Origin of the sequence: Streptomyces flavovariabilis (genome assembly GCF_000725785.1) — a bacterium.
GTDB classification, from domain to species: domain Bacteria; phylum Actinomycetota; class Actinomycetes; order Streptomycetales; family Streptomycetaceae; genus Streptomyces; species Streptomyces hawaiiensis.
In genome coordinates this window covers 13,688-27,208 of record NZ_JNXD01000040.1, presented here as the reverse complement: position 1 = coordinate 27,208, position 13,521 = coordinate 13,688, and the positions used below count along the sequence as shown (strand labels likewise).

Genomic DNA, 13,521 nt, shown 5'->3' with positions numbered 1-13,521 from the left:
TCCTCCACACCTACAACCACCACCGCTGCCACACCGCACTCGCAGGCCAGCCACCCATCACCCGCGTCAACAACGCTGCGGGTCAATACACCTAGTGCCGCATCAGGCAACGTTCGCCTTGGACGGTCTGCGACGATGGCGCCATGGACGAGGAAGTCATTCCCATTCTCCGCGTCGAGGACGCTGCGGCGGCGGTCGCGTGGTACGAGCGACTGGGCTTCGCCAAACAGTGGGAGCACCGCTTCGAACCGGGACTTCCCGCGTTCGTCGAGGTCGCCCGGGGCGGGGTGCGGTTGTTCTTGTCGGAGCACACGGGCGACGCCCGCCCCGACACATTGGTCTATCTCCGCATTCGTGATGTCGAGGCCGTCGCTTCCGAGTTCGGTGTGCAGACGAAGGACGCTCCGTGGGCGCGTGAGATCGAGCTGCGCGACCCTGACGGCAACCGGCTTCGGATCGGCACACCGACGGAATGACACTCGCCGGCAGCGCGCGGCAGAGAAGCAGTGCTGGTGGCTGATCCAGTACGCGTCCGCGAGATCGATGATTGTCTGACGCCCGGGTCAGTGGAGCGGGTAATGCCCTGGGTCAGTCACGCTACAGGCGACACATACGGTGACATCAATTCATTCCCGTAGACGGATTTGCGACTTTCAGCCGTACCCGGAGCGTGCTGCGCTCGCCGTCCTTGGTGACGGCCATGATGATGATGCCCGCCGCGGACGACTACCTGCTGAACGTCAAGATCCCCATGGACGGGGAGGCCTGCTCCTGACTGACGTCGGGGGATAGACTCCTGCGCCGGAGGGGATCACGGGGTGAGTGACGCAGACTTGGTGGCGCCCGCAGCGCCCGGTCGGCTGCGCCGAGCGTTGCCGCACAGCAGGCGCGGCCGGTTGTTGCTGATATCCGCGCTGGTGCTCGTGCTTGCGGGCACCGGGCTCGGCACGTGGGCGGCGGACACCTGGCCGTGGCCGAGGGACCGCTACTGCTGGGGGGCGTGGCAGGAAGACAGCGGCCCAGGCTTCCTTGGCGACGAGGCCTTCGACGACGTTGACGACGGGTCACGCACCGGCAAGCAGACGGCGCCCACCCGCGAGCGCCCGACCGGCAGGTGTGACGTCACCATCACCAGCAATTACAAAAGCAGTTACGACGGCGACAAGGTCTCCACCGACCAGCAGGTGTCCGTCGAGTACGGCCCGGTCCCCAAGACCGCGGAAGCCCGGCTCGCGATGGTCCATGATGGTTTCCTGGGCGGCGACATGGTCCCGCTCCCGGACGGTCTGCCGGGTACGGTGAACGGGCGCGGTGGCTTGCTGGTGCTTCCCGAGTCCTGCGATACACAGGACGGTCGGCCGACCGTCGTCACGATGCAGGCGTCCGGCACATACACCAGCGGCCCCTCGTACGTCCAGAACGACCCGGCCGATCTGGGCGGCGCCCGTCAGGCGGCGGAGCTGCTCGTCGCGGCGGCCAACCGTGGGATGGCGGCGGCCGGTTGCGCGCCGGACGAGCCCCTTAAGGTCAGCTCACCCGTCTACGACCTGCCGGGCGACCGGGAGCGCATCTTCAGCACCTCTGACGACGTCTGCGGCATCCGCGGCCTGCACCCCGGCACGGAGGACATCGAGTACCAGACCGGCGCTGTCACCCGCGACCTGCAGACGTGCAGCGTCCGTGGCGATCCCGACGGCGTGCCGTATCTGCAGCTGGCGATGGTCGCGCAGCCCCGGCTGGCCGCGGTGTTCGACGGCATCGCGGGCGAACGCCCCGCGGCCCGCGGCTGGCGCGGCACGGGCACCATCGGCGAGGAGCACGCGATCGTACGAGCCGACTGCGCCGGCCGGACCACCGTCTTTCTGATGGGCGCCTCCACCGACCTCGGCCACCTCGCCGCCTTCGCGAACGCAGCCACCGCCCGCCTGCGCTGCGCCCCCATCGCCCCCAAGGGAGCCGCCCGGTGAGCAGCACTGCGGACGAGCCGAACCGATTTGAGCAGCCCCTGTCCGCCGAGCGGGAGCTGCTCAGCGAGCGGCGTCTGCACCGGTGGCACTGGCGCAGACTGCTGCGTGGCCGGGTCCGGCCGCTGCTGGCCGCAGGCCTTGCCGGGGTGCTGCTCGGCGTCGGCGGCATGGCCTGGCAGACGCAGACCGGGCCGTTCGCGCCGGATGAGGTGTGCTGGGGCGCGCTGTCCCGCGATGACCTCGCCCTGACGTTCCGCAAACCCGAGGACGTCAAGGCGGTCGAGGCGCCCGTGCTGCACGGCGGGCGCTCCATGGACGGCCCCGTCGGCAGCTGCCAGTTGACGAACAGCGACGGCGACGGATGGGCGCTCACCGCCCGGGTGCACCAGCTGGACGACCGGGCTGGCGACGACGGCAAGTGGGCTGACGAGTTCCTCTCCGCCCGTCTCACCCCGCTCGGCGGCGGCCTGTTGGGCATGGCCTCGGACAACCGCGCCTGGCTCGCCATCCCGGACGGCTGTTTGGGCCGCCCGAGCGACTTCGACGGGCCGACCGTCGTGGACATCGCCCAGGGCCGCTGGATCACCGACTTGGAGCCGCGTACCAAACAGCGGGACGGGATGGCCCGCATGGTCGTGAAGCTCGTCAACAAGGTCAGCGCGGACCTCGACTGCGCCGGCACGATCGCCGATCCGGTTGAACGCCTCCCGAAGGCCGCCCACTACACCCGCACGGAGAAGCCGGACGCGCTCTGCGGCATCAGGGGGCTGGCCCTGGGCAAGAAACGCAAGCCGTACCACGACCCCATGATCACTGACGGACACGGCCCGGTGCGCACCTGCGACCGCGACATCACCGGCTCGCAGCCGAAGCAGCGACTGATGACCGTCGAGGACCCGCGGCTGGCCGCGATCTTCACCAGGATGGCCCTGAAAGAGGGCAACCGAGTGCGCTCCGCCGCCGGCTACGGCGGCCTTGGGCCCAATCTCGGCGTCTTCCAGGCCCGTTGTCAGGCGGGCGCGACAGTGTTCCTCGTACAGGCCAACGAGAGCGGGAAGGCCGCGGACGTGCGTACCCTCTTCCCTCGATACGTCGAGGCCGAGGCTGCCCGCCTCGGCTGCGGCCCCCTGAAACTGAGACTGCCACGGCAGTAACGCTGCGAGTGGCGCAGGTGGTGCGATAGATCTGCCAGCGATCATCAGATGGACGATGGGCTGGAGCAGTAGTCAGGACCTGCGCCTCCTTGAAGTTATCGTCTGTCTGTAATACGCGGCCGATTTGAGCCATGACTCCCGTGGTTCCAGACACTTCACTCAGAGGTTGCCCTGCCCGCCGCCCCCAGAGCGATTCGCCGCCGAGGGTGTCGCGCACGGTCGTCAGCCGGGCGGCGATGTCGCGTAGGGCAGTGTCCCAGTCGATCGGGGTGAAGCTGCCGTCGTTCTCCCGGCGCAGTGGTGTCGTCAGCCGGGCGCCGCCGTCTTGGTAGTGGTCCAGGCGCAGGGCCTTGTTACAGGTGTAGCGGCGGTGGCGACGTGCTCCTTGTCGCCGCGGATCTTGGCGAAGCGGCGACCGTCAGTCTGGATCTGGATGCCGCAGAGTGGTCGCCGGGGCCCGGCGCCTGGAAGTCCAGTAGGTACACCAAGCCATAGAAGACGCCTCCGGAGACCAGGACCGCGGCCAAGAAGGTGACGGACAGGGCCCGGCCGACCCTCCACAGTCGCAGCTCTCGATCATCCGCGGTTGATCGCGGCCGCCGGTTCAGTGTCATGACGGTGGAGACAAGGCTTCGAGACCTGCGGTTGCAGTTGGTACGGGGCATCGTCCGCGACCCACGGACCGGAGCCGGAAGGACAACAGCGAGACGTCCCCCCACGCTCAGGCTGATTCCCACCCACCGCCATGAGAGCGAGAAGGGACATGGGGATGCCGATCATCACGGTGACGCCCACTCCCGCACCGCTTGCCATGAGCAGAATGGTGCGGTGACTCCCCGGCGCCGCCAACTCGCCCGGTCCGGAGGCAGTCCCCGACAGCCCTGGTACGCCGTCCCGGACGTCACCGCACTCGTCGCGAAACGCTCCACGGCCAAGGCCGCTTGACCGCAGGTCAGCCGCGTGTCACGAACCCGGTGTACAACGAGGCTCGTCAGTTCCTTGATCACAGCGTGGCGCGCAGGTGGCTCACCGTGACGAAGTGGAAGCCCTCTGCGGTGAGGGTGCGCAGGATCTCGGGAACGGCTGCGACCGAGGTGGCATGGATGTCGTGCAGGAGGACGACATCGTTGGGCTGGGCCTTGGTGATGACGGTCCGGGCCACCTTGGCGGGGTCGCGGTACTTCCAGTCCTCGGTGTCGACGTCCCACAGCACCGGCGAGAGGGCGGTGGCGGCCCTGACGGTTCGGTTGACGGCGCCGTACGGCGGGCGGAAGAGCGTGGGGGGCCTGCCCGTGGCGGCCTTGATGGCGGCGCTGGTGCGGTTGAGCTGGGAGGCGACCTGCTGCGGGGTGAGCCGGGTGAGGTCGGGGTGGTTCCAGGAGTGGTTGCCGATCTCGTGGCCGGCCTTCGCCTCGGCACGGACGAGGTCGGGGTGGGCGGCGACGTTCTGGCCGACGGTGAAGAAGGTGACGCGCGCCTTGTACCGGGCGAGATGGGTCAGCAGGGTCGCGGACTCGGGGACGGCGGGTCCGTCGTCGAAGGTCAGGGCGAGGCACTTGACCTTCCTGCAGTCGGTGTCGTCGTCGCCGGAGGCGGTGTGGGTGGGGACGGCCGGGGCGGGGACGTGGGGCGCGCCGAGGTCGAGTGAACGGCTGGGGCTCATGGTCTGCCGCTGGGCGCGCTTGCCGAAAGCGGACAGCCATGGCGTGATCGTCTTCTGGGGAATGGTCACCGTCTGGGCCCCGGCGGCCGGAACGCCCACGTCGCCGCGGTCGAAGTGCACCCGCAGTCCGCCGTCGGCGGTGAAGGCCATGTCGTGCAGGGCGGTGTCGCGCGTGTCCGGGTCGGAGAACGTGTCGTCCAGAGCGGCCGCATCCACGCCCTGCCGGTCCTTGAGCTGCTCCTTCAAGGCGGCGAGGAAGGCGTCCCGGGAGCCGTCGGCGACAAGTCCGAGTGTCGTGCGGTACGCGTCGGCCTTGCCGTCGTACCAGTACGTCCTGGCGGACAGTCCGTCGCCCGCCGAACTCTGGTCCTGGGTGGTGAGGCGGACGCCGAGGACGTCGCCGGAGGCGACCAGGAACTGGTGGCTGATGTTGAGCTCGCGGCCGTCCGCTCCGCCCGGATCCGAGCACGCCCCCGAGCGGAAGGTTGCCAGGCGCCGCTCCACGTCCTTCTTCATCGCGGCCGTCATCGCCTCCGCGCCGGGCACGTCGGGGTAACTGGTCGCGAAGGGGCAGGAGCCGTTCTCGCTGCTGTCGCTGACGATCTCCAGGCCCTTGATCCTTGACGGGTCGACCGTCCGGGCCGGGGACGGCGACGCGCCGGGCCGTGCGCCGTCGGCTGCCGTGACCGGCGGTTCGGACGTGCCGTGCGCACAGGCCGCGGTGAGCGAGCCGAGCAGCACGAGGGCGGGGAGCAGGGTGTGAGAGCGCATGTGACCAGAACCTGAGGAGAGGAGACCTTCCGGGCGTCGCGGACCGGACGCCGGGCGGCCGCCGCGTCCGAGGACGCCGACGGCCGTTGTGATCTCCGATCGTTCTGGTCAGGGGCGTTTTTCAGCGAGCCCCGGGGTCACCGTGAACAATTTCAGGGCCGGATCCGGCGGTACTCTGTCCCCTTTTGTGTACGTTCAGTGCGCTGCTTGGCAGACCTGCCGGTACGGCGCGTCGGGGACGTACCGCCGCCACTGCGCCCGGGCCAGTCCGCCCCCGGCGCGTTCGCAGAGGGCGCGGACGGCCGCGTCGGGGGCGATGGGGCGGCGTTGCAGCACCACGTTCGGGCCGGTGGCGTAGAGCATGCCGTCGTTCCTTCCGAAGGCGAGCGAGCGGATCTCGTCCCCGGGCGTGGGCAGGTCGCCGCCGAGCAGCCGCTGCCCGGCGGTGTCCCACAGCCGGAGGGTCCCGCCGGCTCCTCCCACGGCGAGGGTGCCGCCGTCGGAGGAGAAGGCCAGTGCGCCCACGGCCTCGGTCCGGCTGCTCGGGGCCGTGTCGGCGGTGCCGGTCAGGACGCCCGTGGTGTGCCGCAGGTCGCCGTCCCAGAGGGTCACGTGCCCGGTGGTGTCGCCGACGGCGAACCGGGTGCCGTCCGGGCTGAAGGCGAGCGCGGTGACCTCGCGGCCGTCGGCGAGCGCCCACCCGGTGACCTTTCCGGAGGACACGTCGGCGTACCGGTCGGCGGAGCCGACGAGCAGCCGTCCGTCCGGCCGCACGGCCACCGCCTGCCCGAAGAGGCCGTGCAGGGTTCGGGACCTGCGGTGGGTCCGGGTGTCCCAGGCCTCCGCCGCATCGCCGCCACTCGCGGAGCGCGCGGCCAGCAGCGTGTCACCGCCGGCTCCCAGGGCGAGCGCGGACACGGGGCGGTCGGCTGCTCCGGAGGTGGTGAAGCTCGTACGGACCGTGCGGTCCCGTACGTCCCACACGGTGAAGCGCAGCCGCAGGGAGCCGCCCGAGGAGGTGGTGTCGGCGACGGCGAGCGTGCGGCCGTCCGGGCTGAAGGCCAGCTGCGGGGTTTCGTCGCCGGTGTCGCTCGGCAGGGGACCGAGCGTGCTCCGGGCGAGGACGGTGCCGGTGCCGGTGGAACGCAGCTCGAAGCGGTAGCCGTGCCCGGACCGGGTGGCGGTGGCGAGGGTGGTGCCGTCCGGGCCGAGGAGCGTGGCGTCGGCCGGAGTGCTCTGCCAGTGTGCGGCGAGGCGGTCGGTGAGGTCGAAGGTGTGGACGGTGGCACGGTCGAGGTAGCGCAGGATATGGCGCCCGTGGTCCGGGGTCCACGTCAGCCCTGTGACCTCCGCGCCGGCCAGCGGCCGGTGGAAGACCTGCCCGCCCCCCGACGCCACCTGCCATACGGCGATCTCCTGGTCGTCTGTGGTGGCGAGGAACTCCCCGTCGGGCGAGAGGTCGGCCTGGGCGAACCCCGTCGTGCCGGGGCTGGCGAAGTCGGCGACGACGCGCCCGCTGCGGACGTCCCAGACGGTGGCCGCTGTCCCGTGGACCGAGGCCAGCCGCCTGCCGTCCGCGCTGAGGCGCAGCAGCCTGTCGCCGCCGTCGGCTCCCGAGCCGGTGCCGCACACGGTTCTGTCCGACTTCTGCCAGGCGCCGGGCAGCTGCCTGCCGTGCACGGTGTCCCACACCTGGGGCGCGCCCTCGGAGGGGCAGAACGCGGCCAGGCGTCCGCCGGGGCCGAGGGCGGCGCTGGTGAGGCTCCGGGAGACCCCGGTGGTGAAGAGGAGCTTGCTGTCGTCCGTCCGGAGGACCCGGACCTGACCGGACTCGTCGATCGGCTGGGTGAGGAACGCGTCTCCGTCGGGCGCGGTCGCCCTGAGTTCCGCGTCGCCCAGATCGGCGGCGGACCTCCCCTCGGGGAGGTTCCACAGGGTGTCGCTGCCCTCCCCGGTCAGGACGAGGAACCGGCCGCCGGGGCCGACGTCGGACGCCTCCGCGCCGCCCGGCAGGTGGTAGGCGCCGGTACGGCGGTGCTCGGCCACGTCCCAGGCGGTGACGCGGCCGCCCTCGGCCCTCAGCAGGGTGCGGCCCTGGTCGGTGAGGAAGCGCCGGACGTCCTGGCCGGTCTGCGGGTCGGTGAAGGCGTCGCGTTCCGGCTGGGCGAGCGCGCCCAGCAGGGCCGAGCGGGTCTCGGTGAGCGGGGCGATCCGCCATGCGGCGGCGCCGAGCAGGGACGCGGTACGGGGGTCGGTGGCACGCAGGCTCTCGGCGACGGTGGCCAGTCGGCGGGCGGCGGCCTTGGCGGCCTCCTCCTCGCCCACCCGGTCGCGCTGCCAGGCGACGAGTCCCGCGGTCAGCGCGAGCACGAGGAAGACGGAGAGACCGACGCTGAGCGCACGCGTGCGGCGGGCGGTGCGCGTGACGGCGTCCCGTTCGGCGTCACGGGCCGCGGCCGAGGCGGTCAGGAACGCCCGCTCCGACCCGGTGAGGTCGTCGGTGTCGTCCTTCTCCCGCTGCTTGCCGAACAGCTCCTCGGCGCGCTCCAGCCGTGACCCCCGGAACAGCGCGCCGGGGTCACGGTCCAGCTCCTCCCAGGCCCGGGCGGCCTCGCCGAGGACCCGCTGGGCGCGCAGCCGGTCCCGGCTCTCCTCGATCCAGCCGGCGAGGCGTGGCCACCCGGTGATCAGGGCCTCGTGGGCGAGTTCGACGGTGTCGCCGTCCAGCGTGACCAGGCGGGCGGCGGCAAGTCGTTCCAGGACGTCGAGCGCACCCGGTCCCGGTTCCGAGCGGGACGCCGGGCGGCGCGTGTCGGCCGTGCGGTCCCCGGGGGCGATCAGCCGCAGCAGGATGCGCCGGGCCGTGCGTGCCTGGGCTTCGTCCAGGTCGCCGTAGACCTGCTCGGCGGTGGCGGCGATCGCCCCGCGTACGCCGCCCGTCTCCTCGTAGGCGGCCAGCGTCAGCGTGCGGCCCCGGCGGCGGCGCCACGTCTCCAGCAGGGCGTGCGAGAGCATCGGCAGCGCGCCCTGCTGGTCGCCCACCTCCTCGATGATCCGCGCGGTCAGCACCCGCTCGACGTTCAGCCCCGCCGCGGTGGCCGGGCCGGTGACGACCTCCCGCAGCTCGTCCCCGCTCATCGGGCCGACCAGCAGATTCGCGTGACTGACCGCCTCGGCCAGCTCCCGGTGGGCGGCACAGTGGCCGTAGAAGTCGCCGCGCACCGCGACCACCACCCGCAGGCGGCTCTCCGACTCGCGTGCGCCGAGCAGCATGTCGAGGAAGCGGTCCCGCTCGTCGCGGTCGTGGCAGAGGGTGAACAGCTCCTCGAACTGGTCGACGATCACCCAGGTGTCCAGCTCACCGTCCTGGGGAACGAGCGCCGGCCCGTGCGTGTGGGCGGGCCGCTCGCCGGGGGTGAGGACCCGGAGCACCGCCGGTCGGTCGGCGCCCCGGCCGTCCCGCAGCAGCGGGATGAGGCCGGCCCTCAGCAGTGAGGACTTGCCGCTGCCGGAGGGCCCGAACACCGCCGCGAACCGGTGCGCGCGGGCCAGGTGCAGGAGTTCGTGGGCCAGTGCCTCCCGTCCGAAGAAGAGGTCACTGTCGTCCGGCTCGAAGCGGGCCAGCCCTCGGTACGGAGCCTGCTCGTCGGCCGCGGGAGCGCGGAGCTCAGCGTCCGCCTCCCGCCAGCGGACCTCCCATTCGTCCGGGTCGGCGTCGAGCGCCTCCACGTACGCGCGCACCACCCCTAGCGTCGGCAACTGGTCGCCTGCTGCGGCCTGCGACAGTGCGGTCGTGGAATAGCCCGCCCGCTCGGCCATCTCCCGGTACGGCGGCTTCCCGGCCTTCTCCCTCAGCAGACGCAGGTCGTGCGCGAGGCGCTGCACCGGACCGGCACTGGGGTCCACCGGCTTCTCTCGTCGACCCACCTGGTGGAACCTTTCGACCCTCGAACAAGAAAACGGAGCTCAACCTACGTTTCCGCCCGTCCGCAGGCAATCCCGGCCCACCGAGCGGGAACGCCCCGCTCAGGTCAGCAGCTCGATGGCGTCGTACGACACCCCGGGGCTGAGGCAGGCGGTGCCGCCGGAGCCGCTGACGATGTCGATCGTCAGCTCCTGGTAGGCGTCGGCGGACTTGGTCCAGGCGCTCGCCGGGACGGCGTAGCTGTAGGTGTGGTTGTTGCCGCGGTAGGAGCCGAGGGTCAGCGAGCGGGTCGTGGGTTCCTTGGCGGTCTGGGGGACGGCCGAGAGCCAGTCGTTGACCCTGACTCGGGGGCGGCCGTTCGCGCAGGCGGTGGTGATGCCGATGTTGAGCGTGTGGCCAGAGGCCAGCTGCTGCCGCGTCAGCCTGAAGCGGATCTTCAGCTTGTTGTTGATGTCCGCCCACTGGTAGCAGGGGAAGTCCGCCGGGGACGAGGAGCCCACCGTGTGGACGCCGGTGGCCCAGGGCCTGGCCCGGGCATCGGAGGGGTGCATGGTGGTCATCAGGGAGGCGTTCTTGAAGCCGCCGGGGGTGCGGTCCAGTCGCCGATCCGCCAGATCGCGGGGTTCCAGCTCGGGTCGGCGGTGATCTTCAGCGTGTGCAGGGCCGTCGTCCTCCCGGCCGTGACGGTGACGGAGGTGGTGTGGACGGCGAGCTCGTCCTTGAACACGGTGAGCGTGTAGGTGCCCGGCAGCATGTACGGGGAGACGAAGTGCCCGGTGGCCGCATCGGCCTTCGCCCAGTACTGCGCGGCGGCGTTCGCGAAACCCACGGTGTAGGCATGGCCGTCGCTCCGGCCGCTGATGCCGACCCCCGCGACCCGGCCGCGACCACTCCGGCCGACCCAGCCGACCAGGCCCAGACCGTCGACCCACGAGGTGTCGATGACATCGGGACTGAGCGAGCGGGCGGGCGCGCCGCCGTCCGTGAAGGCGAGGGCGTAGGGCCCCTGGAGGCCGAAGCGCATCGAAACGTCGCTGCCCTCGTCGACCTCAGCCACGCCTACATCGACCACCTGACCTCCGTCGGCAACGGCTTCCTGATCAACGTCGCGAGCATCCTGGGCTACCAGCCCACCCCGTACCTGAGCGTCTACGGCGCCACCAAGGCATTCGTGCTCAGCTTCACGGAATCGCTGTGGGAGGAGACCCGCGGCAACGGCCTGCGCGTCCTGGCCGTGTGCCCCGGTGCGGTGGAGACCGAGTTCTACGACGTTGCCGGCAGCCAGTCGGCGGACTACGGATCGAAACGGGCCACCGTCGACCACGTCGTGAAGACGGCCCTCGACACCCTCGACCGCTGCTCCGCACCGCCCTCGGTCATCACCAACGGCCGCCCCCTCGCCCTCGCCAGCAAGTTCGTTCCCCGGCGCCTGGTCGTCCGCGCGATGGGCTGGACGGCACGACGCGCCATGCACGCGTAGCTCCACTCATCGCCAGTCCGCCACGGTCGTGGGGATCATCGGTAGCGCCGTTGCGCTCGGCACTTTGGGCGCCGATTGGGGGCGCGGACCTGGACACGGAGTTCCTACGAAAAAGGAGAGCGGCATGACCGATCGCCTCCCGCAGCGGACCTGCGGAACCTCGTCGCCGCCCTGCGCGCCGAACGCACCGAGATGCTCGACTTCACCAGCAGCCTCAGCGATGAGGAATGGGCGGCACCCAGCGCTGCAGCGGGATGGCGCATCGCCGACGTCGTCGCCCACATCGGCGCGACAGCACGGAACTTCTACACACCCCCCCGGACTGGACACGCTCCGCGCCAGCAGCCTCGAACAACTCAACGAAGGCCCCGTCGACCGGCGACGCGGCTGGAGCCGGGCGCAGGTCATGGCCGAGTACACCCGCACCACCCGCCGAGCGACCACGCTCCTCGACCTCATCCGACGCACCCCCGCAACCCGGCTGCGCATACCGCTCGTCGAACTCGGACGCTACCCCCTGGGCCTCTTGATCGGCGGCGCCCTCGTCTTCGATCACCACACCCACCTGCGCCACGACATGGCCCCAGCACTCGGCCGGCCCGCGCCGGCCACCGGCGCCGACCGGATGCGAGCCGCCCTGACGTGGATGCTCGCCGTACTGAGCAACCAGATCGGACAGGCGCCGGTCGCCGGGCTCGACGCCCGTGTCGCCCTGACGCTCACCGGCCCCGGCGGCGGAACATGGTGGATCGACGAGGCAGGCGTGCTAGGCGGTTTCGTTTGGATCATCCAGCGGGCAGACGAAGATACCCACAACGTGCAAGCCGGTCAGTCAGACAGCTGCAAGTCTTCTCGCAGCGGGTTGCGATCCCGTGCCACCGGTTGATGCACCGCTCGACGGTGTTGGACTGCTTGTGTGCCTCCCGGTCGAAGGCCGGTGGTCTGCCGCCATCGCTGCCTCGGCGTGGCCGAGGGCCATCGGGTGCTGCCTTCCTGCCCGCTGCTCGCGGAACGGCGCGTTTCCCAGATCGGAAGGCGGAACACACGAAGCCGGTCATTTGCCCGGTGCGTAGCCCCGTGGCGTGAAGGTGAGCTGACTCAGGCTCCGCTGGGCTTGGGCGAATTCCTCGATCAGGCGCCGTGCGTCGGTCTGTAGTGAGCCGTAGACGGGCCACTGGTCGGGGCCGTCGAGTTGGCGGCCCGTGCTCTGCTCGGCGAGCTCGATGTAGGCCGTGCGCGCCCGGTCGACAGCCTCGCTGAGTCGCTCGCCGTGTTCGGTGTCCTCGGGGCGGCGTAGTCCCTCCAGCACACGCACCGCCTCAGCCAGGACGTCGAGCAGCCGGCTGTAGGCGACGCAGAAGTGATCGTGCTCCTGCTGTAGGGGGTCGTCACTGAGCGAGATACTGGTCAGAGAAGTCATTGCGGAGAGCAGCAGCCTGCTGGTTCGTTCCAGGGCGTTGATGATGACGCGGTGGCCCTCGTACGAGCTCGAGCTGCGCTGGAAGACCCGGCGTGGATTGAAGCGCATCTGCTCGGCCACTGTCTCGACACCCTTGCGGGCCTGGCTCACCATGTCCGGATACCAAGTGGCGCGTTCGCGCCATTTCTCGGCCTGTTCCTGATCGGGGACGCCCTCGGCCATGCCCTTCGAGGCGTCGGTGAGCAGTTCGGCCATAGCCCCTGACAGGGCGCCGATGCCGTACTCGGCGCTGCGGTAGCGCAGCGGCGGCACGATCAGCAAGTTCGTGACCACGCCCGTGAGGCAGCCGAAGACGACCAGGCCCACGATGCTCGCCAGCTTGACGAAACCGGACGTGGAGGTGCCGGACTGTGTGAACGCCGCGAAGGCGAACAGCGCCGCCACAGCCATCTGGGGCCCGTACGGGGCCAGTTTGCGCCACCGGCCCAGGGCCGACGTGAGCAACACGATTCCCGCGAAGGTTCCCGTCGACGTACCCAGCAGAGGCACCATGAGACCTGCCAGCAGGACTCCGGACACCATCGCCCCCGCGAAACGGACCGAGTCCCTCAGCGACCCCGAAATGGTTGCCTGCACCATCAGCAACGCGGAGAACGGTGCGAACGTCGGCGATGGCGCGCCCACCAGGTCGTTGGCGATGATCCACGCGGCCGTGGCGGCGATCACTGCCTTGAACAACAGCAGAATACTGTCGCGCTTCGCGCTGGCCCGGACGGCTGCTTTGCCGGCCAAGTCAGCCACCTGCCGCAGCCCGCCCTGCAGCACCTTGGACGAACGCACGGTTGTTGGCCCTTCATGGTGATCATTACGCACTGACATTACGGAAGGCACCAACGTCGCGTTCCCTCTGCAGCCTCTCCGAATCAGAGCCGCTGCCGCCCGCCGGCTGGGCAACGGGGGCGATCCTCGGCCGGCATCAGTGGTGCAATCCCTCGCCAACGAGGACCCGGACCAGACTCAGCCGACCCGCCGGAGTCAGCGGGGCATCGCGGTGGGACACGAGGGACTCCTGGCGGTCGGCGGTAGACGTCGCAACCCGCACCGAACCCAGAAGGCACTCATCCGCTCAAGCACCGAGCAC

General features: G+C 70.7%; 10 protein-coding genes and 1 pseudogene. 5 read left to right on the top strand and 6 right to left on the bottom strand.

Annotated features, from left to right (window positions below; all coding sequences use genetic code 11):
• The first annotated feature begins 143 nt into the window (after positions 1-143).
• The 3 genes from IO24_RS0138620 to IO24_RS0138605 all read left to right on the top strand — a co-directional run bounded on the left by IO24_RS0138620 (position 144) and on the right by IO24_RS0138605 (position 3,121).
• Positions 144-476 (top strand): glyoxalase superfamily protein, encoded by a 333-nt coding sequence (locus IO24_RS0138620; protein WP_031144324.1) that lies wholly within the window; start codon positions 144-146, stop codon positions 474-476.
• Positions 477-818: 342 nt separating this feature from the next.
• Positions 819-1,967 carry a hypothetical protein gene (locus IO24_RS0138610; RefSeq protein ID WP_234335388.1) on the top strand — a complete coding sequence of 383 codons (1,149 nt, stop codon included), beginning with the start codon at positions 819-821 and terminating at the stop codon, positions 1,965-1,967.
• Positions 1,964-3,121, top strand: a complete 1,158-nt coding sequence (locus IO24_RS0138605; protein ID WP_051906025.1) for a hypothetical protein — start codon at positions 1,964-1,966, stop codon at positions 3,119-3,121. The genes IO24_RS0138610 and IO24_RS0138605 overlap by 4 nt, the downstream gene beginning before the upstream one ends.
• Positions 3,122-4,124: 1,003 nt before the next feature.
• On the opposite strand, the gene IO24_RS42510 is transcribed toward IO24_RS0138605, so the two are convergent.
• From IO24_RS42510 to IO24_RS47780, 5 genes and pseudogenes are all read right to left on the bottom strand, one after another.
• Positions 4,125-5,555, bottom strand: coding sequence for a polysaccharide deacetylase family protein (locus tag IO24_RS42510; protein WP_063768090.1), 1,431 nt, complete (start codon positions 5,553-5,555; stop codon positions 4,125-4,127).
• A gap of 195 nt (positions 5,556-5,750) precedes the next feature.
• Positions 5,751-9,482 carry an nSTAND1 domain-containing NTPase gene (locus tag IO24_RS0138595; RefSeq protein WP_031144316.1) on the bottom strand — a complete coding sequence of 1,244 codons (3,732 nt, stop codon included), beginning with the start codon at positions 9,480-9,482 and terminating at the stop codon, positions 5,751-5,753.
• Between the two features lie 99 nt (positions 9,483-9,581).
• A complete protein-coding gene (locus tag IO24_RS47790; protein WP_051906024.1) occupies positions 9,582-10,040 on the bottom strand; it encodes a polysaccharide lyase family protein in 459 nt (152 codons plus the stop codon).
• The gene (locus tag IO24_RS47785) at positions 10,040-10,309 is read right to left on the bottom strand and encodes a peptidase associated/transthyretin-like domain-containing protein (protein WP_051906023.1); all 270 of its coding nucleotides are present in this window, start codon (positions 10,307-10,309) and stop codon (positions 10,040-10,042) included. The genes IO24_RS47790 and IO24_RS47785 overlap by 1 nt, the downstream gene beginning before the upstream one ends.
• A gap of 129 nt (positions 10,310-10,438) precedes the next feature.
• Positions 10,439-10,504 (bottom strand): annotated as a pseudogene (locus IO24_RS47780) (hypothetical protein); the annotation flags it as partial.
• Between IO24_RS47780 and IO24_RS0138585 the strand changes: the two are divergent.
• Positions 10,487-10,960 (top strand): SDR family NAD(P)-dependent oxidoreductase, encoded by a 474-nt coding sequence (locus tag IO24_RS0138585; protein WP_420823254.1) that lies wholly within the window; start codon positions 10,487-10,489, stop codon positions 10,958-10,960. The pseudogene IO24_RS47780 and the gene IO24_RS0138585 overlap by 18 nt on opposite strands.
• Before the next feature lie 192 nt (positions 10,961-11,152).
• Positions 11,153-12,046, top strand: a complete 894-nt coding sequence (locus tag IO24_RS47775; RefSeq protein ID WP_420823253.1) for a maleylpyruvate isomerase N-terminal domain-containing protein — start codon at positions 11,153-11,155, stop codon at positions 12,044-12,046.
• On the opposite strand, the gene IO24_RS0138575 is transcribed toward IO24_RS47775, so the two are convergent.
• Positions 12,015-13,220 (bottom strand): FUSC family protein, encoded by a 1,206-nt coding sequence (locus tag IO24_RS0138575; protein ID WP_051906021.1) that lies wholly within the window; start codon positions 13,218-13,220, stop codon positions 12,015-12,017. The genes IO24_RS47775 and IO24_RS0138575 overlap by 32 nt on opposite strands.
• Positions 13,221-13,521: the final 301 nt, after the last annotated feature.

What these genes read in the sequence shown, in the direction of transcription:
- IO24_RS42510 (WP_063768090.1), bottom strand. Translation starts at nt 5,555, where the DNA reads ATGCGCTCTCACACCCTGCTCCCCGCCCTCGTGCTGCTCGGCTCGCTC.
- IO24_RS0138620 (WP_031144324.1), top strand. Translation starts at nt 144, where the DNA reads ATGGACGAGGAAGTCATTCCCATTCTCCGCGTCGAGGACGCTGCGGCG.
- IO24_RS47790 (WP_051906024.1), bottom strand. Translation starts at nt 10,040, where the DNA reads ATGACCACCATGCACCCCTCCGATGCCCGGGCCAGGCCCTGGGCCACC.
- IO24_RS47775 (WP_420823253.1), top strand. Translation starts at nt 11,153, where the DNA reads ATGCTCGACTTCACCAGCAGCCTCAGCGATGAGGAATGGGCGGCACCC.